Annotated in this window: 20 protein-coding genes; 17 read left to right on the top strand and 3 right to left on the bottom strand. The window is 64.0% G+C overall.

What is annotated here, in order from left to right; translation table 11 throughout:
* Positions 1-8: 8 nt before the first annotated feature.
* Positions 9-800: an RnfABCDGE type electron transport complex subunit B gene (locus tag B5E65_RS14620; protein WP_087172503.1), complete on the top strand. Its 792-nt coding sequence runs from the start codon at positions 9-11 to the stop codon at positions 798-800.
* A 56-nt stretch (positions 801-856) separates the two neighbouring features.
* Here B5E65_RS14620 and B5E65_RS14615 read toward each other — a convergent pair whose 3' ends face one another.
* Together B5E65_RS14615 and B5E65_RS14610 are read right to left on the bottom strand one after the other, a co-directional pair.
* Positions 857-1,198 carry an AzlD domain-containing protein gene (locus tag B5E65_RS14615; RefSeq protein ID WP_087172502.1) on the bottom strand — a complete coding sequence of 114 codons (342 nt, stop codon included), beginning with the start codon at positions 1,196-1,198 and terminating at the stop codon, positions 857-859.
* Complete coding sequence (locus B5E65_RS14610; RefSeq protein WP_087172501.1) at positions 1,195-1,911, bottom strand: AzlC family ABC transporter permease; 717 nt, start codon at positions 1,909-1,911, stop codon at positions 1,195-1,197. The genes B5E65_RS14615 and B5E65_RS14610 overlap by 4 nt, the downstream gene beginning before the upstream one ends.
* Before the next feature lie 133 nt (positions 1,912-2,044).
* Between B5E65_RS14610 and B5E65_RS14605 the strand changes: the two genes are divergently transcribed.
* The 7 genes from B5E65_RS14605 to B5E65_RS14575 all read left to right on the top strand — a co-directional run bounded on the left by B5E65_RS14605 (position 2,045) and on the right by B5E65_RS14575 (position 8,260).
* Entirely contained in the window at positions 2,045-2,845 is an 801-nt protein-coding gene (locus B5E65_RS14605; protein ID WP_158098607.1) for an HAD family hydrolase, read from the top strand.
* 128 nt (positions 2,846-2,973) lie between these two features.
* Positions 2,974-3,633: a 5-bromo-4-chloroindolyl phosphate hydrolysis family protein gene (locus tag B5E65_RS14600; protein ID WP_087172499.1), complete on the top strand. Its 660-nt coding sequence runs from the start codon at positions 2,974-2,976 to the stop codon at positions 3,631-3,633.
* A gap of 45 nt (positions 3,634-3,678) precedes the next feature.
* A complete protein-coding gene (locus B5E65_RS14595) occupies positions 3,679-4,833 on the top strand; it encodes a toxic anion resistance protein (protein ID WP_087172498.1) in 1,155 nt (384 codons plus the stop codon).
* Position 4,834: 1 nt separating this feature from the next.
* On the top strand, positions 4,835-5,518 hold the full coding sequence (locus B5E65_RS14590) for a LemA family protein (protein WP_087172497.1): 684 nt from the start codon (positions 4,835-4,837) through the stop codon (positions 5,516-5,518).
* Positions 5,515-6,543, top strand: a complete 1,029-nt coding sequence (locus tag B5E65_RS14585; RefSeq protein WP_087172496.1) for a TPM domain-containing protein — start codon at positions 5,515-5,517, stop codon at positions 6,541-6,543. The genes B5E65_RS14590 and B5E65_RS14585 overlap by 4 nt, the downstream gene beginning before the upstream one ends.
* A 324-nt stretch (positions 6,544-6,867) precedes the next feature.
* Positions 6,868-7,497: a helix-turn-helix transcriptional regulator gene (locus B5E65_RS14580; protein ID WP_087172495.1), complete on the top strand. Its 630-nt coding sequence runs from the start codon at positions 6,868-6,870 to the stop codon at positions 7,495-7,497.
* Between the two features lie 73 nt (positions 7,498-7,570).
* Positions 7,571-8,260, top strand: coding sequence for a helix-turn-helix domain-containing protein (locus B5E65_RS14575; protein ID WP_087172494.1), 690 nt, complete (start codon positions 7,571-7,573; stop codon positions 8,258-8,260).
* A 38-nt stretch (positions 8,261-8,298) separates the two neighbouring features.
* Here the strand turns inward: B5E65_RS14575 and B5E65_RS14570 are convergent, their stop codons facing one another.
* Entirely contained in the window at positions 8,299-8,922 is a 624-nt protein-coding gene (locus B5E65_RS14570) for an epoxyqueuosine reductase QueH (RefSeq protein ID WP_087172493.1), read from the bottom strand.
* Between the two features lie 483 nt (positions 8,923-9,405).
* Between B5E65_RS14570 and B5E65_RS14565 the strand changes: the two genes are divergently transcribed.
* The 9 genes from B5E65_RS14565 to B5E65_RS14525 form a co-directional block, all read left to right on the top strand.
* A complete protein-coding gene (locus B5E65_RS14565; protein ID WP_087172492.1) occupies positions 9,406-9,618 on the top strand; it encodes a DUF896 domain-containing protein in 213 nt (70 codons plus the stop codon).
* Positions 9,619-9,767: 149 nt separating this feature from the next.
* On the top strand, positions 9,768-11,048 hold the full coding sequence (locus B5E65_RS14560; protein ID WP_087172491.1) for an adenylosuccinate synthase: 1,281 nt from the start codon (positions 9,768-9,770) through the stop codon (positions 11,046-11,048).
* 166 nt (positions 11,049-11,214) lie between these two features.
* Complete coding sequence (locus tag B5E65_RS14555) at positions 11,215-12,405, top strand: cation diffusion facilitator family transporter (protein ID WP_087172490.1); 1,191 nt, start codon at positions 11,215-11,217, stop codon at positions 12,403-12,405.
* 55 nt (positions 12,406-12,460) lie between these two features.
* A complete protein-coding gene (locus tag B5E65_RS14550) occupies positions 12,461-13,672 on the top strand; it encodes an NADP-dependent isocitrate dehydrogenase (protein ID WP_087172489.1) in 1,212 nt (403 codons plus the stop codon).
* A 148-nt stretch (positions 13,673-13,820) separates the two neighbouring features.
* The gene (locus B5E65_RS14545) at positions 13,821-14,588 is read left to right on the top strand and encodes a glycosyltransferase family 2 protein (RefSeq protein WP_087172488.1); all 768 of its coding nucleotides are present in this window, start codon (positions 13,821-13,823) and stop codon (positions 14,586-14,588) included.
* Positions 14,589-14,695: 107 nt separating this feature from the next.
* Entirely contained in the window at positions 14,696-15,583 is an 888-nt protein-coding gene (gene rfbA / locus B5E65_RS14540; RefSeq protein ID WP_087172487.1) for a glucose-1-phosphate thymidylyltransferase RfbA, read from the top strand.
* Between the two features lie 18 nt (positions 15,584-15,601).
* Positions 15,602-16,510: a dTDP-4-dehydrorhamnose reductase gene (rfbD, locus tag B5E65_RS14535; protein ID WP_087172486.1), complete on the top strand. Its 909-nt coding sequence runs from the start codon at positions 15,602-15,604 to the stop codon at positions 16,508-16,510.
* Between the two features lie 16 nt (positions 16,511-16,526).
* Positions 16,527-17,585 (top strand): dTDP-glucose 4,6-dehydratase, encoded by a 1,059-nt coding sequence (rfbB, locus tag B5E65_RS14530; RefSeq protein WP_087172485.1) that lies wholly within the window; start codon positions 16,527-16,529, stop codon positions 17,583-17,585.
* Between the two features lie 132 nt (positions 17,586-17,717).
* On the top strand, positions 17,718-18,865 hold a 1,148-nt coding region (locus B5E65_RS14525; protein ID WP_143403040.1), incomplete at its 3' end, for a leucine-rich repeat domain-containing protein.

The raw sequence follows: 18,865 nt of genomic DNA, 5'->3' as shown, positions 1-18,865 counted from the left end.
ACCAACCTATGACCATTGCTATGGCAATCATTCTGGTCACCGTTGTGGGCCTGCTGGGCGCCGTGATCCTGGTGCTGGCCGCCCGCTTCATGGCCGTGGAGGAAGATCCCCGCGTGGGCCAGGTGCAGGCCTGCCTGCCCGGCGCCAACTGCGGCGCCTGCGGCTACGCCGGCTGTGCTGACTACGCCAAGGCCATCGTGGAGGGCGCCCCGGTCAACAAGTGCGTGCCCGGCGGCGCCAAGACCGCGGCGGATGCCGCTGCCGTGATGGGCGTGGAGGCCGGTGCCACCCGCACCGTCTGCGCGGTGGTGGCCTGCAAGGGCGAAAACGGCGTCTGCAAGCAGAAGTACGATTACAAGGGTATTTCCAGCTGCGCGGCTGCCAACGCCCTGTACGGCGGCCCCAATGCCTGCAGCTTCGGCTGCATCGGCCTGGGCGACTGCGTCAAGGCCTGCCAGTTCGACGCCATCCATGTGGAGAACGGCCTGGCCCATGTGGACCCGGCCAAGTGCACCGGCTGCGGCGCCTGCAAGGCGGCCTGCCCGCACAAGATCATCTGGATGTACGAAGAGAAGCAGAAGCCTGTGGTGATGTGCGCCAACCATGAAAAGGGCGCCGCCACCAACAAGGAGTGCAGCGCCGGCTGCATCGCCTGCATGAAGTGTGAGAAGAGCTGCCCGGAACAGGCCATCAAGGTGGTCAACAACGTGGCCCGCATCGACTACGCCAAGTGCACCGGCTGCGGCACCTGCATGGAAGTCTGCCCCAAGAAGGTCATCCACCTGCCTGGCCAGGCGTAAACGGCAAAACAAAACCGGCCTCCCGCTTTTGGGAGGCCGGTTTTTTGTATGGCTTTTTATCCCAGCAGCACCGTCACGCCGAACAGGGTGCCATTCAAAAGCGCCAGCAGCCGCTCCACGGCAAACACCGTGATGCAGCCCGCCGCCGCCACCGTCATCAGGCCCTTGTTCCGCAGGCCCAGCACGATGGCCACCGCAAACCCCGCGATGGCGCTCACCGGGCTCTGGGTGCAGGTGAAGATGGCCGGCACCGTCATGGCGGTCAGGCAGGCGTAGGGCACATAAAACAGAAACGACCGCAGAAACCGGCTTTTCACCGGTTTGCGCAGCAAGGTCAGCGGCAGCATGCGGATCAGATAGGTGACCACCGCCATCACCAGAATGTACAGATAGATCATGCCGCGTCACCTCCCTGGGCCGGTTCCTCCACCGGGAACAGCCAGGCCCCCAGGGCCGCCGCCGCCACGGTGCACAGGATGATGGCGGTGCCCGCCGAGATCTGCTTGAGCAGCGGAACCCAGCTCATCAGGCAGCTGCACACCAGCGCGATGCCCACCACCGCCAGCACCGGACGGCTGCGCCGGGCCACCGGGGCCACCACCGCCACAAACATACAATACAGCGCAATGCCCAGCGCGCTGATCACCGCCGCGGGCAGCACGCCGCTGGCCAGCGCCCCGGTCAGGGTGCCGCCGGTCCAGCCCAGCAGCGGCAGAAAGCCCAGCCCGCCCATATAGGCCGGGGTGGGCCGCCCGGGCCGGCCCATGGCCACCGCAAAAATTTCATCCGTGTCCACAAAGGCGATCAGGCACCGCTTGAGGGTGCCCACCTGCGGCCCCAGCTTCTGGCCCAGCGCCAGGCTCATCAGCGCGTACCGCAGATTGATCACCAGCTGGGTCAGCGCCATCTCGCCCAGGCCCGCCCCCGCCGTGATGATGGTCAGCCCGGCAAACTGCCCCGCGCTGGTCAGGTTGGTCAGGCTGATAAGGCCCGCCTGAAAGGCGGTCAGCCCCGCCTGGGTGGCCAGCAGGCCGAAACTGAAACTTACCGCAAAATATCCCACCGCGATGGGCAAGCCGTCCCGCAGCCCGTCGCGCCATTCTGTGCGCATGAAAACGCCCCTCCCTTGTTCCGGCCCCTGCCGGGATGGTATAATACTACGAAACGGGGCGCAGCCCCGCTAACACTTCATGATACACGCATGCGGGCCAAAACGCAAGCGCCCGCCCAAGGAGGAAATCTGTATGACCATTACCGCCGTAGCCCTGGACCTGGACGGCACCCTGCTGCCCCGGGGAACCCACCGGCTGTCCGCCCGCACCGTGGCCGCTTTGCAGGCGGTGCAAAGCAGCGGCATCCGGGTGATCGTGGCCACCGGCCGCGCTGTGTGCGCCGTGCCGCCCGCCCTGCTGGGGGGCTTTGTGCCCGACGCGGCGGTGTATTCCGGCGGGGCGCTGGTGCTGGACGGGGAGGGCCGCACCCTGGCCGCCCGCTGCCTGGACGACCAGCCGATGTACGCCCTGGTGGACTGGTGCGAGGACTACGACTATCCCATTGCCTTTGCCTATCCGGAGGCCTACTACGCCTATGTGGGCTACGACCGGATGACCGGCTTCTACCCGGCGGGGATGCTGCGGGACGGGGAAGACCAGGACCGCCACCTGGAGGGCAAGCCCTTCGCCGCCCAGTGCTGTATGCCCCCCGAGGGCGCGGCGGGCTTTACAGAACGGTACGGGCATCTGGGCCTGCGCCTGGTGCCCTTTGCCCCCGGCCGGTACGACGTCTGCCCGCCGGATACCGATAAGGCGGCGGGGGTGCGGGCGGCCCTGGCGGCGCTGGGGCTTTCCCCCGAAGGGCTGGCCGCCGCCGGAGACGCGGAGAACGACCGGCCGCTGCTGGCGCTGGCCGCGCTGCCGGTCACGGTGGAAAGCGCGCCCGAATCCCTGCGCGCCGCCGCCCGGCTGACCGTGCCCGACCCGGAACAGGAGGGCGTGGCCGCGTTTCTGGAGCAGCTGGCCGCCTGCCGGGGTGGGTGGAATCTGTAAGAGCCAGTCGTTAACTTTTTGTAAAACCTGTCTGTAGGAAAGAGCCTTTTCGTTGCTTTTTTGACGCAGAGCGCATACAATAGGACTATAACGGCCGGACAAGCCCGGCTGGAACAAAGGAGAACGCCATGAGCAGATGGGTGGAAAAACGAACCCGGTCGGTGCTGCCGGTATATTTTGCGGGGGCGGTCTGGCTGCTGGCCGGGCTGGTGCTGCCGCTGTACAGCCTGTGGGCGCTGGCGGCCACCGCCGTGGTGAGCGCCGCGGTCTGGCTGGTGACCCGCCGCCTGTGCCCGGACCGGATCACCCGGATGGAGATGCCCTTCATGACCGGGCGGGAGGACGTGGACGCCATGCTGGAATCGGTGCAGCAGAAGCTGGCCGACCTGCACCGGCTGGATGAGGCCATCCCGGATACCGGCCTGTCCGCCAGCATCCGCCGGATGGAAACCGCCGGACGCAGCATTCTGGCCGAGGTGGAGGCCCATCCGGAAAAGGCGCCCCAGATCCGCCGGTTTGCCAACTACTACCTGCCGGATGCGGTGCGTATTCTGGAACTGTATGCCCGGCTGGAGGGGCAGGACGTGCAGGGCGGCAACGCCGCCTCGGTACGCCGGGAGGTGGAGACCAACGCGGCCAGCATCGCCACTGCCTTTGAAAACCAGCTGGACAGCCTGTTCGCCGCCGACGCGCTGGATCTGAGCGCCGACCTGGAGGTGCTGAACGGCATGCTGCGGGGCCAGGGGCTGACCGGCAGCGATTTTGCGCAAAAGCCTGAAGAACAGTAAACAAGCGCGTCCCCGGACGCGGTTAGAAGAAAGGACGATTGGATTATGGAGGAAAAAATTAGCCTGAGCCTGGACGCCCCCGCCGCGCCTTCCCTGACCCTGGACCCGCTGGGCGACGCCGCCGCAGCGGAAAAGGAAGCCGAGCAGCCCAAGGTGGAGCCGGTGACGGTGGAGGATACCCCCCTGACCCCGGAAGAGCAGAAGATGGTGGACGACTTTGCCGAAAAGATCGACATCACCAACAGCCAGATCGTGCTGCAGTACGGCGCGGCCAGCCAGAAGAAGATCAGCGACTTCAGCGAAGCCGCCCTGGACAAGGTGCGAACCAAGGACATGGGCGAGGTGGGGGATATGCTCACCAGCCTGGTGACCGAGCTGCAGAACTTTGACGCCCTGGAAGAGCAGCCCAAGGGCTTTTTGGGCCTGTTCAAGCGGGCGGGCAACCAGCTGGAGGAGATGAAGACCCGGTACAACAAGGTGGAGACCAACGTGGACCGGATCGAGGGCATGCTGGAAGCCCATCAGGTGCAGCTGATGAAGGACATCGCCATGCTGGACAAGATGTACCAGCTGAACATGACCTACTTCAAAGAGCTGAGCATGTATATCCTGGCCGGCAAAAAGAAGCTGAAATCCGTGCGGGAGAACGAGCTGGCGGCCGCCGAGGCCAAGGCCCGTACCAGCGGCCTGCCGGAGGACGCCCAGGCGGCCCGGGATCTGGCCGACCTGTGCAACCGGTTTGAGAAAAAGCTGTACGATCTGGAACTGACCCGGAACATCTCCCTGCAGATGGGCCCCCAGATCCGCCTGATCCAGAACAACAACACCATCATGGCGGAAAAGATCCAGAGCAGCATCGTCAATACCATCCCCCTGTGGAAGAACCAGATGGTGCTGGCGCTGGGCCTGGCCCACAGCCAGCAGGCGATCAACGCCCAGCGGGCCGTGACCGACATGACCAACGAACTGCTGAAGAAGAACGCTGCCGCCCTGAAGCAGGGCACCATCGAGGCGGCCCGGGAGTCCGAGCGGGGCATCGTGGATATGGAGACCCTGCAGGCCACCAACCGCAGCCTGATCGAGACCCTGGACGAGCTGAAGAAGATCCAGACCGAGGGCAAGGAAAAGCGCGCCGCCGCCGAGCAGGAGCTGGGCCGCATCGAAGGCGAGCTGAAGCAGAAGCTGCTGGAGCTGAACTGATATGGCCGCACAGAAGGATTTCGGGCCGGTATCCGGCCCTGCGTCCCCGGCCTTTGACCCGAACGCGGTGGAGTTTGACACCGCCGCCGGTCTGCCCGCCCTGGGCAAGGCCGAGGGCAAACTGCCCGGAGCGCTGCGCCGCCCGCTGACCGCCCGGATCATTGCCCTGGCGCTGGTTCTGGCGGCGGTGGTGGGCCTGGGCGGCGGCAAGCTGGCCGCCAAGGCCGCCGACGTGGCCGCCCTCTACGAGAAGGGTACGCCGATAGCCGGCGGCGCCGCCGTCATCTCCATCCCGGAAGAACTTACTGCCCGGGCGCAGGCGGCCGCCGGCATTGTGGGGATGGGCAAAACCCTGCTGGGAATGACCGACCCCTTGGTGACGAGCGCGGCCGAGGCCCTGGATGCACTATATGACGCGGAGGGCCCGGCGGAGCAGTATGCGGCCAATACGCAGCTGGCGGCGGCGATCGATTCGCTGTATCAGCAGTTGAAGCCGATCGCTGATGAGTCCGACCGGGGGCAAACCCTGCAAACACAATGGAGCGAATTTTTGTCCCGCCAGGATATCCTTTCCCAAAGCAGCTATAATGAGGAGGCACAGGCGTTCAACAAAACGCTGAGTTCTTTTCCGGCGGTGCTGCTGGGTGGAATTTGGCAGGTACAAGAAGTGGAGTTATTTGCATGAACAAATCAAAAGTGTTGGGCGTTGTGCTGGCCGTGGGCCTGGTGCTGGTCACCGTGGTGCTGGCGTTCAGCGTGATGTCCCGCTCGGATCAGAACGAGCCCTTTGACTACAGCCGGGCCGACCTGTACCCCTCCGACGCCTGGTATGTCACCGACGCGGCCGGGGTGCTCAGCGCCGACACCGAAGCCTGGCTGGCCGCGCTGGGCAATGACCTGTACCACAATGTGGACGAGTGCGAGCTGGTGGTGGTGACGGTGGATTTCACCGGCAACAAGTCCACCGAGGACTACGCCTATGATCTGTTCAATGACTGGCAGATCGGCAACGCAGGCACCAACCGGGGTGTATTGCTGCTGCTGGTGACCGGCGCCGAGGATTACTGGTGCGTACAGGGCGCGGGTCTGGAAACCCGCCTGCCCACCAGCAGCATCAGCCGCATTCTGAATACCTATCTGGAGCCGGATTTCGCGGTGGGGGATTACGACGCGGGCGTGCGTGCCACGGCGGCGGCCCTCTACGATGAACTGGCGGCTTCCTTTGGTGTGAACCGCAGCGCCAGCCAGGTGCAGGCAACCTCCGGCAGCGTGGCGGCGCAGCCTACAACCGGCGGTACGGCGCCGGTGGGCCGCGTGTCCAGCCCGGCCCTGACCATCCTGGGCTTTGCGGCCAACACCATTCTGGTGCTGATCGTGGTGGGCCTGATCCTGGTGCTGGCGGTGGTGTCGGCCTTCCTGCCCCGCCGCCGGTATTACCATCATCATTACTGGGGCGGGCCCCGTCCGCCCCGGCCTCCCCGCCCGCCTTATGGCGGCTGGGGTGGGCCCCGTCCGCCCCGCGGACCCCGGCCTCCCATGGGCGGCGGTTTTGGCGGCGGATTCGGCGGCCGGCCCTCGGGCGGCGGCGGATTTACCCGGGGCGGCGGCGCCGGACGGTCCTCTTTCGGGGGCGGCCGCTCCTTTGGCGGCGGCCGGTCTTCCGGCGGCGGCGGATTTACCCGGGGTGGCGGCGCCGGACGCGGGCGCTGATGCCTGCACCTGTGCTGATATGGGGGGAATGAAGCATTCCCCCCATACCCCCCGCAAACAGCGGGCCGGAATTCTCCGGCCCGCGGGAAACTGCAGAACAGAACGGGGCGTGCTGCCTGTCGGGCGGCATGCCCCGTTTTTACTGAAACTATGCGGGCCGAAATTTCGGCCCGCGGGATGGGGGCATGGGGGTCTTGGACCCCCATATTGGCCCTGAAAACGCCAGTGTTACATTTGGTTGCGGGATTGCGACCCTGATGCGGTGGCGCTGCCCGGCGGAATCGGGTATGCTGAAACCACCAAAACACAGGAGGTTTACCTACAATGACCATGGCGGAAAAGATCCTGGCCCTGCGCAAGAAGGAGGGCCTGTCCCAGGAAGAACTGGCGGAAAAGCTGGGGGTGTCCCGGCAGGCAATTTCCCGGTGGGAGATGGGGTCGGCCTTTCCCGACGCGCCCAACATCCTGGGGCTGAGCCGGCTGTTCGGGGTGACCACCGACTACCTTTTATACGATGAATACGAGACCGTCCAGGCGCCGCACGAAACCGCCTGCCCGATCGAAAACGCCCCTCTGTACATGGGGGCGGTCTTTGCGGGGGCCATCGCGCTCAGCGCTGCGGTGCTGGTGTTTCAGTTTATCAACGCGGCGTATTATCAGTCGGAGGTGCTCTGCCTGGTGGGGACAATGCTCAGTGTTCTGCTGGCGGGCGCGTTCGAGATGATGTATCGGGTGCTGGGCCCCCAGGACCCGGCCGGCCGCACCAAACGTGCCCGGTTTTATACCGCCGCCGTCTGGATGGGGGCCTATTTCCCCCTGCGGCTGGTGCTGACCTACGCCGCCTATTCCTATCCCCGGCCTTATTCCAGTTTTGTGTTTGACGGGCTGGTTCTGCTGGCCTGGCTGGCAGTGGGCTGCGGAACCATGGCGCATTTCTGGCGCGATCTGAAATAATGCCGTGCAAAGCCTCTTTGCGTGACAAGCCGCCCCGTTTGTGCTAGGCTGAAAGCGAAAGGGGAGGTGGCCCATGCGGGATATCGGCAAAAACATCCGCGAGATACGCCAGCGCAAAAACCTGACCCAGGATCAGCTGGCACAAAGGCTGTTTGTCACACGGCAGACAATTTCCAATTACGAGACCGGACGCAGCCGCCCGGACATCGAAACGCTGCTGGCTCTGGCCCGGGAACTGGGCTGCGCACCGGACCATCTGCTCTACGGCCCGCCCGGCCGGGAAGAACGCCGCGCCGCCTGGCTGCAGGTGACGGCCGGTGCGGTGGCGCTGGCCGCACTGGCAGCGGCGGGTATGGTGCTGCGGCGTCAGGCGCTGGCATGGCAGGCGCTGCACTATCAGCCCTGGCCCACGGCTCTGCTGGGGGCGGTGCTGGTTCCGGCCTGGCTGCTGGCCGGGGTGGTGCTGGCAAAAGCCTTGCGGCTGTGCGGTCTGTCCCTGACCCGCCCGGAAAAGCGGGTGCGGCAGGCCTTTGCCGTCCTGGCCCTGGTTCTGGGGCTGCTCAATCTGCCCTGGGCAGCGGCGGCGGCTCTGGACGGGCTGGGCCTGACCGCCGGTGCGGCAGGCTGGTTTTCCGGCATCCCGCTGTATGGTGCGGCGGTGCGGCTGGCCGCCCGGTTCCCGGCGCTGCACCGGGGGCTCTGCCTCGCCGCGGCGGCGGCCTGGGAACTGCTGCGGCCCTGCAAAGAGAAAAACGCGCAGTAAAAACCCGGCGGAAGGCTAGACCTTCCGCCGGGTTTTGCTTATTCGGCTTTTTCTTCCAGACGCCGGGCGCTGAACTCGCAGCCGCAGTAATCCTGCCGGTACAGGCCGTACTCGGCGCTCAGTTCCAGGCTGCGCTGGTATCCGCCCCGTTTCTTGAAGTCGTTGGGCAGGTGCCGCACCCCGTATTGCGCCTCCAGCTGGCGGCCGATCTGGTTGATCCGCTCCGCGTCCTTGTGCGGGCTGATGGACAGGGTGGTGCAGAACCAGTCAAAGCCATGCTCGGCCGCATACCGGGCCGCCTGCTCCATCCGCAGCCGGTAGCAGACCGTGCACCGGCCGCCCCGTTCCGGTTCCGCCTCCAGCCCCTGCACCGCGCTGTAAAATTCTTCCGGCGCATAGGGCGGGGCTACCAGCTGGGCCCCGCAGCCGCACTGCTGCAAAAACCGGGCCAGCTCGTCCCGGCGGCGGTCATGCTCGGCAGCGGGCCAGATATTGGGATTATAATACAGAACCGTCACCGCAAACCGCTGGCACAGCTGTTCCAGCACCGCGCTGGAACAGGGCCCGCAGCAGGCGTGCAGCAGCAGCCGGGGCCGCTCCTCCGCGTTCAGCGCGGCCAGACAGCTTTGCATCTCCCGGTCGTAATTGGGTTTTGGCTGCATGAAAGTCCCCTCCTTGTCTCGGTTTAACCATTGTACCACATTTTATTTGCAATTGCTTTAAAGTCACAACACAAATTGGTCATATCTTTCGGGTATTCTATAACCATCGGAAACGAAACCGCCGCCAACGCGGCGAATCATACTCCGGCCGTGCGGAGGAATACTTCCGCAAAAGGCTTCACTGAACCCCGCCCATGCCAGACCCCAGCCGGGGCCGGGCGGGTCAGACCAACGCTCCTCCCTCCGACAGGGAGTTCATATAGATGGGACTGTTTCATTCATTCTCTTATGACATTCTGCAAAACGAACCCGAAAAACCACAGCTGAGCCCGCCGGGAAACCGGCGGGCTCAGCTGTGCGTAAAAACCGCGGGGAAAGGTCTTGCGCGGCAGCGGCAGGGCGTTTATAATATTTCTTGTATGTGCGCGGATTTGCCCCGCGCCGACAGCAACGGGCGCGCCGCGCCCGCCGGGAGGTAACGTCATGCAGCAGCAACAAATCGAGCGCATCAACGAGCTGGCCCGCAAAAGCCGCACGCCCGAAGGTCTTACCGAGGCGGAAAAGGCCGAGCAGGCCGAGCTGCGCCGGGCCTACGTGCAGGCTGTGCGCGGCAGTCTGGTCAGCCAGCTGGAGAACACCACCATTGTGGAGCCGGACGGCACCCGCCGCCCGCTGCGCCGCCATACCCGCGGCTGACGCCGTCTCCCCGCCGCCGGCGGGGCGCTTTTTTTGCGGAAAAGCGCTTGCAATCCCGCCATGGGAGAGTATACTAGTATTTTGTTCGCAAAACACACCGGCCGTTCCCACCGCAAAGGGCGGCCTGCCAAATGAAGAGGGGAAACAATATGCTTACAGCCATCACCGGCATCAACTGGGGCGACGAAGGCAAGGGGCGCATGGTAGACCTGCTCAGCCAGGAATACGACATCGTGGTGCGCTACCAGGGCGGCAATAACGCCGGTCACACCGTGGTCAACGAGCGGGGCAAGTTCGTTCTGAACCTGCTGCCCTCCGGCATCCTGCGTCCGGAGGTCACCTGCGTTATGGGCAACGGCATGGTCATCGATCCGGCCCACCTGGAAAAGGAGATCGCCGCCCTGCGGGAACAGGGCGTGGAGATCGACCCGTCCCACCTGCGCATCAGCGACCGGGCCACCATCTGCATGCCCTACCATGTGCAGCAGGACGGCCTGGAGGAAGACCGTCTGGGCGAGGCCAAGTTCGGCAGCACCCGCCGGGGTATCGCCTACGTATACGGCGACAAATACATGAAGAAAACCCTGCGCATGGGCGATCTGCTGCATCTGGATGCCGCCCTCAAGAACCGCCTGGCCACCATCGTGGAATGGAAGAGCGCTGAACTGGTGGGCATGTACGGCGTAGAGCCGCTCCAGCTGGAGCAGATCTGGGGCCAGCTGCAGCACTATGCCCGGGTCTTTGCCCCCTACATCTGCGACGCGGGCGCTTATCTGGCCAAAGCGGACGACGAGGGCAAGAAGATCCTGTTCGAGGCCCAGCTGGGCGCGCTGCGGGATATCGACTTCGGCATCTATCCCTACACCAGCTCCTCCAATGTGATCGGCGCCTACGCCCCCATCGGCGCGGGCATTCCCGGCCACAAACTGCACAAGTCCATCGGCATCATGAAGGCCTACTCCTCCTGCGTGGGCGAGGGCCCCTTTACCGCCGAGCTGGCCATGACCGAGGAAGAAAAGAACAAGCTGCGGGAAGCCGGCCACGAGTACGGCGCGGCCACCGGCCGTCCCCGCCGGGTGGGCCCCTTTGACGTGGTGGCCAGCCGCTACGGCGTGTACTGCCAGGGCGCGGACGAACTGGCCCTGACCCTGCTGGATGTGCTGGATTATATGGACAAGATCCCGGTGGTGGCCGCCTACGAAGTGCGCGGCGAGCGCACCGACCGGTTCCCCATGGGCGAAGCGCTGGACAGTGCCAAGCCGGTGGTGGAGTACCTGCCCGGCTGGCACTGCGACATCTCCGGCTGCCGCAGCTGGGACGAACTGCCCCAGGCCGCAAAGGACTACGTGCTCTATGTGGAAAAGGCTGTGGGCTGCCGTGTAGCCTACATCTCGGTAGGCCCCGACCGCGAGGCCTGCATCCGCCGCTGAGAAAACGGCACCGCATTTCGGCCGCCGGCCTGTTGCCGGCGGCTTTTCCGTTATCCAAAGCGGGAAAAATCCCCGGCCCGGTGGCGCACGGGGTCCGTTTGTGCTATAATTAAAAGCGGTTTTTTACTTTGCAGTGGAAAACCGTGGAAAAAGTGAGGCGTTTTCAGTGACCGATCTGTTGATCCGGCTCTTTATCCGGGATCCGGAAAATACCCGCAGCGAGGCCGTCCGTACCGCTTACGGCAACCTGGCCGGGCTGGTGGGCATCGTCTGCAACCTGCTGCTCTGCGCGGGCAAGTTCACCGCGGGCCTGGTGTTCGGCAGTCTGGCCGTCACCGCCGACGCGGTCAACAACCTGTCCGACGCATCCTCCAATGTGATCAGCCTGCTGGGGTTCCGGCTGGGCAGCCGCCCCGCCGATAAGGAACACCCCTTCGGCCATGCCCGGTACGAGTACCTGGCCGGCCTGGGCGTGGCGGTGATGATCCTGCTCATCGGCATGGAGCTGGCCAAGAGCAGCGTCTCCAAAATCCTGCACCCCGAACCGGTGGAGTTCGGCCTGCTTACCCTGTGTGTGCTGGTGGCCTCCATTCTGGTCAAGCTGTGGATGAGCGTTTTCAATGCCCGCATCGGCCGCAAGATCCAGTCCTCCACCCTGATCGCCACCGCCGCCGACAGCCGCAACGACGTGATCAGCACCGCCGCGGTGCTGGCCGCCGGTGTGCTGGAACGGTTCACCGGCCTGCCGGTGGACGGCTGGATGGGTCTGGCTGTGGCGGTGTTCATCCTGTACAGCGGCGTGGGCATCATCCGGGATACCCTTTCCCCCCTGCTGGGCGAAGCCCCGGACGAGGCCCTGGTGCAGCACATCCATGACAAGGTCATGAGCTATCCCGGCGTGCTGGGCGTGCATGATTTGATGGTGCACGACTACGGCCCCGGCCGCCGGTTTGCCAGCATGCATGTGGAGATGGCCGCCGAGGGGGACGTGATGGAAAGTCACGACCTGATCGACAACATTGAACGGGACTTTCTGGAGAGCGACCACATCAATGTGGTGATCCACTTCGACCCCATCGTCACCAGTGACGAGGCGGTGGGGGATTTCCGCCACTGGCTGGTGCAGCAGGTGGCCGAGATCGACCCGGCGCTTTCGATCCACGACGTGCGGATGGTGCCCGGCACCACCCACACCAACGTGATCTTTGACTGTGTGGTTCCGCCCCAGTTCCGCATGAGCGAAGCGCAGCTGCGCACCGCCATCCGGAACCGGGTAACCAGCCAGTACCCCGACTACCGCTGTGTCATCACGGTGGAACACGGCTTTGCGGCCATCCCCCACACAGCGCAGGCCTGACAGGATCCCCGCGGCCGGGCGGCCGTACCAATATACGAAAAGCGAGGCGATTCCCATGGAAAAGATCAAGATGACGACCCCTCTGGTAGAGATGGACGGCGACGAGATGACCCGTGTGCTCTGGAAGATGATCAAGGAAGAACTTCTGGAGCCCTTTGTGGAACTGAACTGTGAATACTACGATCTGGGCCTGCCCCACCGGGACGCCACCGGCGACCAGGTGACCATGGACGCGGCCCTGGCCAACAAGAAGTACGGCGTGGCGGTCAAGTGCGCCACCATCACCCCCAACGCCCAGCGGGTGGAGGAGTACAACCTGCACGAGATGTGGAAGAGCCCCAACGGCACCATCCGCGCCGTGCTGGACGGCACCGTGTTCCGCACCCCCATCGTGATCGACTGCATCAAGCCGGTGGTGAAGAACTGGAAAAAGCCCATCACCATCGCCCGCCATGCCTACGGCGACGTGTACAAGGCCACCGAACTGCGGGTGCCCGGCCCGGGCAAGGCCGAGCTGGTCTATACCAGTGAGGACGGCCAGGAAACCCGGCTGCCGGTCTACGACTTCGAGTGCCCCGGCGTGCTGCAGGCCCAGTACAACAAGGACACCTCCATTGCCAGCTTTGCCCGCAGCTGCTTCAACTTTGCCCTGGACGCCAAGCAGGATCTGTGGTTTGCCACCAAGGATACCATCAGCAAGAAGTACGACCACACCTTCAAGGATATTTTCCAGGAGATCTACGACGCCGAGTACAAGGACAAGTTCGAGGCCGCCGGCATCGAGTACTTCTACACCCTGATCGACGACGCCGTGGCCCGCGTGATCCGCAGCGAGGGCGGCTTCATCTGGGCCTGCAAGAACTACGACGGCGACGTGATGAGCGACATGGTCTCCACCGCCTTCGGCAGCCTGGCCATGATGACCAGCGTGCTGGTCAGCCCGGACGGCTGCTACGAGTACGAGGCCGCCCACGGCACCGTTACCCGCCATTATTACAAGTACCTGAAGGGCGAGACCACCAGCACCAACCCCATGGCCACCATCTTTGCCTGGACCGGCGCGCTGCGCAAGCGGGGCGAACTGGACGGCAACGCTGCTCTGTGCGCCTTTGCGGACAAGCTGGAAGCCGCCTGCCTGACCACCCTGGAAAAGGGCATCATGACCAAGGACCTGTGCGGCCTGGCCGAGGGCATCACCCCCACCCCCGTGGACAGCCTGGGCTTCATCAAAGCCATCCGCGCCGAGCTGGAAGCCACCCTGGCGTAACTCCAGCAAAAACAGAACACCCTATCGCCGCGCCTTTCCCGCAAAAGGGCGCGGCTTTTTTGTCTGCCGCCCCTTGTATGCGCTTGCGGCAGGGGGGCAAACATGGTATAGTATATCTGTAGTATTCTGCCCGGAGGGAGACCCGCCTATGGCCCGTATCAGCGCCTGTATCGTCAGCTATAACGGATTTGACGAGGTTTGCACCGCGGTGCGCAGCATCCTGGCCCAGTGCAAAGGGGCGGACCTGATCCTCTATCTGGTGGACAACGCCAGCCCGGACGGCACCGGCGAAAAGCTGGCCGCCGAGGATTTCGGCCCTTGTGTGCAGGCGATCTGCCTGCCCGAAAACAAGGGCTTCGGCGCCGGGCACAACGCGGTGCTGCCGCTGCTGGACAGTGACTATCATTTCGTGATCAACCCGGATATCACCCTGCGTGAACCGGTGATGGAGAACATCTGCGCCTGGCTGGACGAGCACCCCGAGGCGGTGATGGCCACCCCCCGGATGTTCTTCCCCGACGGGCGGGAGCAGATTCTGCCCAAGCGCAAGCCCAATGTGCTGGGCCTGCTGGCGCGGCAGGGGGTGCCGGGCCTTAAAAAATTCGGTGACCGGTACGCCATGCTGGATGAGGATCTGTCAAAGCCCACCCCCATTGAGTTCTGTACCGGCAGCTTTTTCTGCATCCGCACCGAGACCTTCCGCAAGATCGGCGGCTTTGATGAGGGCTACTTCATGTACGTGGAGGACGCCGACATTACCCAGAAAGCCCGGCGGGAGGGGCTGGTGTATTTCCTGCCCCAGTTTTCCGCCTGCCATGCCTGGCACCGGGCGCCCGGCCGTCAGCTGCGGCCCTTTATCCAGCAGCTGCGCAGCATGGGGCGGTACTTCTGCAAATGGGGTTTCCGGCTCTGGTGATCCCCGTACCTTACTTTGTATACAGCGGTCTGTGGCTCCGCTTTGTGTCAAGCCGCGACATCTTGGGCGCGTTCCGTTTCGGGCCGCGCACGTAAAGGAGAAACGGTATGAAAGGCATTATTCTGGCCGGCGGCGCCGGCACCCGGCTCTACCCGCTTACCCTCGTCACCTCCAAGCAGCTGCTTCCGGTGTACGACAAACCCATGATCTATTACCCGCTGTCCACCCTGATGCTGGCAGGCATCCAGGACATCCTGATCATCTCCACCCCGGAGGATACCCCCCGCTTTGAGCACCTGCTGGGGGACGGCAGCCAGTACGGCGTGCACCTGTCCTACAAGGTGCAGCCCAGCCCGGACGGCCTGGCCCAGGCGTTTCTGCTGGGTGAGGAGTTCATCGGCGACGATTGCTGCGCCATGATCCTGGGGGACAACATCTTCTACGGCAACGGCTTCTCCCGCATCCTGAAAGCTGCGGTGACCAACGCCGAGAAGAACGGCCGTGCCACCGTGTTCGGTTACTACGTGAACGATCCGGAGCGGTTCGGCATCGTGGAGTTCGATAAGGACGGCCGGGTCATCAGCGTGGAGGAAAAACCCGCCAATCCCAAGAGCAACTACGCCATCACCGGCCTGTACTTCTACGACAACCGGGTCAGCGCCCAGGCCAAGCAGGTCAAGCCCAGCGCCCGGGGCGAGCTGGAGATCACCACCCTGAACGCCATGTATCTGGAAGAGGGCAAGCTGGACGTGCAGCTGCTGGGCCGTGGTTTTGCCTGGCTGGACACCGGCACCATGGACAGCCTGGTGGACGCCGCCGACTTTGTGCGGATGGTGGAAAAGCGCCAGGGCATCAAGATCAGCGCCCCCGAAGAGATCGCCTACAAAAACGGCTGGATCAACCGGGAACAGCTGCTGGAAAGCGCGGCCCGTTACGGCAAGAGCCCCTACGGCGAGCATCTGCGCCGGGTGGCCGAAGACAAACTGCGCTATTGATAGTATGGAGGAAACCCTATGAAGATCCTGATTACCGGCTGCAACGGGCAGCTGGGCACTGAGCTGCAGGCTCAGCTGCGCCGGGGCGAGAGTGAACTGGGCCCCATTCCTGACCGGCTGAAAAACGCCACCGTTCTGCCGGTGGACGTGGACCAGCTGGACATCACCGACCGGGCGGAGGTCGTCAACTTTGTGCGCCGCCACCAGCCGGACACCATCATCAACTGCGCGGCCTTCACCAATGTGGACGGCTGCGAGACCAGCAAGGACGCGGCCTTCAAGGTCAACGCCCTGGGCCCCCGCAACCTGGCCATTGCCGCCGACAAGATCAACGCCCGGCTGATCCATGTGTCCACCGACTATGTGTTCAGCGGCGAGGGGGACACCCCGCTGGATGAGTGCGACCTGCCCGCCCCCCGCAGCGCCTACGGCACCACCAAACTGCTGGGCGAGCAGTATGTGCAGCGGTTCTGCCGCCGCCACTTCATCGTGCGCACCGCCTGGCTGTATGGCTACAACGGCAAGAACTTCGTCAAGACCATGATCAACGCGGGCAAAAAGTTCGGCAAGCTGACGGTGGTCAACGACCAGCTGGGCAACCCCACCAACGCGGTGGACCTGGCCCATCACATCCTCAAGCTGGCGGTAAGCCACGAGTACGGCACCTACCACTGCACCGGCAACGGCATCTGCAGCTGGTACGATTTTGCCGCCGAGATCATCCGGCTGGCCGGCGTGGAAGCCACCGTGGCCCCCTGTACCACCGCCGAGTACGCCGCCGCCCATCCGGAAGCCGCTTCCCGCCCCGCCTGGAGCGCGCTGGACAACCGGATGCTGCGCTGCACGGTAGGGGACGAGATGCGCCCCTGGCAGCAGGCTCTGGCCGCCTATTTTGAACACTGGGACGGAGAAAACGGAACGAAATAAGAGAGGAAGCAGCAAGATGAAAACCTATCTGATTACCGGCTGTGCCGGCTTTATTGGCTCCAACTTTGTTTACTATATGTTGAATAAGTACCAGGATATCCAGTTGGTAAACCTGGATAAGCTGACCTACGCGGGCAACCTGGAGAACCTGAAGGGCGTGGAGGGGGATCCCCGCCACATCTTTGTGCAGGGTGACATCTGCGACAAGGAACTGGTCAGCGGCCTGTTTGCCAAGTACGATTTCGACTATGTGATCAACTTTGCGGCCGAGAGCCATGTGGACCGCAGCATCACCAACCCGGAGATCTTTGTGCAGACCAACGTGCTGGGCACCGTGAACCTGCTGCAGTGCGCCAAGGAGGCCTGGTACAAGGACGGCCTGTGGGCCGCCGGCAAGAAGTACCTGCAGGTGTCCACCGATGAGGTGTACGGCAGCCTGGGTGCGGACGGCTACTTCACCGAGACCACCCCGCTGTGCCCCCACAGCCCCTACTCCGCCAGCAAGACCAGCGCGGATATGTTCGTGATGGCCTTCCACGATACCTACGGTATGCCGGTGAACATCACCCGCTGCTCCAACAACTACGGCCCCTATCAGTTCCCCGAGAAGCTGATCCCCCTGATGATCAACAACGTCAAGAACCACAAGCAGCTGCCGGTTTACGGCGACGGCATGAACGTGCGCGACTGGCTGTACGTGGAGGATCACTGCAAGGCCATCGACATGGTGGCCGAGGGCGGCCGGGATGGCGAGGTCTACAACGTGGGCGGCCACAACGAGCGGCCGAACATCTTCATCGTCAAGACCATCATTGCCCAGCTGCATGATCGCCTGAAGGACGAGGCCATTGACGAGAACCTTATCAAGTACGTGGCCGACCGTCTGGGCCATGACCGCCGCTACGGCATCGACCCCACCAAGATCAAAGAGGAGCTGGGCTGGTACCCGGAAACCACCTTTGAAGTGGGCATCGTCAAGACCATCGACTGGTACCTGGCCAACGAGGAGTGGATGGACCACGTAACCAGCGGCAACTACCAGAAATACTACGAGGAAATGTACAGGAACCGCTGATCGGTCTTGTGCCCGCGCCGGTGCAGAGAGAATCTGCGCCGGCGCTTTTTGCTTTTGGGGATAGCCGGCAGACCCTGTGCATATACTTCCTTTATACGGCCCGCTGTGTGCGGGCGAAAGGGGAGGATGCGGATGAAAAAATCATGGGCGGCCGCTGTGGCGGCGGTCTGTCTGGCGCTGGTGCTTACCTCCGGGCCGCGGGTCCGGGCCGCAGGCGGGGTGGCCATCGACGCGGACAATTTCCCCGATCCGGTGTTCCGGGCCTATGTGCAGACCCTGGATGCCGACGGGGACGGGGAACTGAGCCAGGCTGAGCGGGATGCCGTAACCCGGATCGATCTGCGCAACAAAGGGCTGACCAGCCTGCAGGGGATCGGCTTTTTCCCAAACCTGGAGCAGCTGCTCTGCAACACCAACTCCCTCACCGAACTGGATGTAAGCGGCAACCCGAAGCTGACCCAGCTGTTCTGCAACGAAAACCAGATCGGAACCCTGGACCTGAGCCAAAATCCGGCCCTGGTCACCCTGCACTGTTTCAGCAACCGGATCGCGGAACTGGATCTCTCCGGCAACCCGGCTCTGGTGGAACTGGCCTGCGGGGACGACGCGCTGCAGGTGCTGGATCTGCGGGATAACCCGGAACTGCGGGATCTGTCCTACCTGGGCGGACGGCTCACCACACTGGATACCTCGGGCAATCCCAAGCTGGAATATCTGTGGTGCGCTGTCACCAGCCTGGAAAGCCTGGATCTGAGCCGGAATACCGCGCTCCAGACCCTGGGCTGCGACACCAACAACCTGAGCGTGCTGGACCTGACCGCCAACACCGCCCTGCAGTATGTGGAACTGCGCAACAATCGGCTGGTATCGGTGGAACTGGGCAGCGCCGCCCCGGCCCAGAGCGACAACCACCAGCAAAGGCCCACCACCATCACGCTGGAACCCGGCGCGGACAGCTTTGATATGGCCACGCTGGACCCGCTGTTCAGCGGGGCGCGGGTGCAGAACCTGATCGGCGCCCGGGCCCGGGGCTCGGTGTTCAGCGGCCTGTATCCCGGCGACACGGTGCAGTACCAGTACACCTGGCCCAGCGTGTTTATCGACTGTGAGCTGCTGGTGGAGGGCCGCAACGACTGGCTGACCGGCCCCTCCATCCAAGACTGGACCGAGGGGCAGACCCCCGCCGAACCGGTGGGCACCCCGGGCTGGGGCACGCCGGAGTTTTTGTACGGCTCCTCGCCGGACGGCCCCTTTACCGCCCGGAAACCCACCGCCGCCGG

The sequence above is a fragment of the Gemmiger sp. An120 genome (genome assembly GCF_002160955.1).
GTDB lineage: Bacteria > Bacillota > Clostridia > Oscillospirales > Ruminococcaceae > Gemmiger_A > Gemmiger_A avium.
This window is presented reverse-complemented; position numbering and strand designations above follow the sequence as displayed.

What these genes read in the sequence shown, in the direction of transcription:
- B5E65_RS14610 (WP_087172501.1), bottom strand. Translation starts at nt 1,911, where the DNA reads ATGCGCACAGAATGGCGCGACGGGCTGCGGGACGGCTTGCCCATCGCG.
- B5E65_RS14605 (WP_158098607.1), top strand. Translation starts at nt 2,045, where the DNA reads ATGACCATTACCGCCGTAGCCCTGGACCTGGACGGCACCCTGCTGCCC.
- B5E65_RS14545 (WP_087172488.1), top strand. Translation starts at nt 13,821, where the DNA reads ATGGCCCGTATCAGCGCCTGTATCGTCAGCTATAACGGATTTGACGAG.
- B5E65_RS14565 (WP_087172492.1), top strand. Translation starts at nt 9,406, where the DNA reads ATGCAGCAGCAACAAATCGAGCGCATCAACGAGCTGGCCCGCAAAAGC.
- B5E65_RS14590 (WP_087172497.1), top strand. Translation starts at nt 4,835, where the DNA reads ATGGCCGCACAGAAGGATTTCGGGCCGGTATCCGGCCCTGCGTCCCCG.
- B5E65_RS14585 (WP_087172496.1), top strand. Translation starts at nt 5,515, where the DNA reads ATGAACAAATCAAAAGTGTTGGGCGTTGTGCTGGCCGTGGGCCTGGTG.
- B5E65_RS14570 (WP_087172493.1), bottom strand. Translation starts at nt 8,922, where the DNA reads ATGCAGCCAAAACCCAATTACGACCGGGAGATGCAAAGCTGTCTGGCC.
- rfbB (WP_087172485.1), top strand. Translation starts at nt 16,527, where the DNA reads ATGAAAACCTATCTGATTACCGGCTGTGCCGGCTTTATTGGCTCCAAC.
- B5E65_RS14595 (WP_087172498.1), top strand. Translation starts at nt 3,679, where the DNA reads ATGGAGGAAAAAATTAGCCTGAGCCTGGACGCCCCCGCCGCGCCTTCC.
- B5E65_RS14615 (WP_087172502.1), bottom strand. Translation starts at nt 1,198, where the DNA reads ATGATCTATCTGTACATTCTGGTGATGGCGGTGGTCACCTATCTGATC.
- rfbA (WP_087172487.1), top strand. Translation starts at nt 14,696, where the DNA reads ATGAAAGGCATTATTCTGGCCGGCGGCGCCGGCACCCGGCTCTACCCG.
- B5E65_RS14550 (WP_087172489.1), top strand. Translation starts at nt 12,461, where the DNA reads ATGGAAAAGATCAAGATGACGACCCCTCTGGTAGAGATGGACGGCGAC.
- B5E65_RS14575 (WP_087172494.1), top strand. Translation starts at nt 7,571, where the DNA reads ATGCGGGATATCGGCAAAAACATCCGCGAGATACGCCAGCGCAAAAAC.
- B5E65_RS14560 (WP_087172491.1), top strand. Translation starts at nt 9,768, where the DNA reads ATGCTTACAGCCATCACCGGCATCAACTGGGGCGACGAAGGCAAGGGG.
- B5E65_RS14620 (WP_087172503.1), top strand. Translation starts at nt 9, where the DNA reads ATGACCATTGCTATGGCAATCATTCTGGTCACCGTTGTGGGCCTGCTG.
- B5E65_RS14600 (WP_087172499.1), top strand. Translation starts at nt 2,974, where the DNA reads ATGAGCAGATGGGTGGAAAAACGAACCCGGTCGGTGCTGCCGGTATAT.
- B5E65_RS14580 (WP_087172495.1), top strand. Translation starts at nt 6,868, where the DNA reads ATGACCATGGCGGAAAAGATCCTGGCCCTGCGCAAGAAGGAGGGCCTG.
- rfbD (WP_087172486.1), top strand. Translation starts at nt 15,602, where the DNA reads ATGAAGATCCTGATTACCGGCTGCAACGGGCAGCTGGGCACTGAGCTG.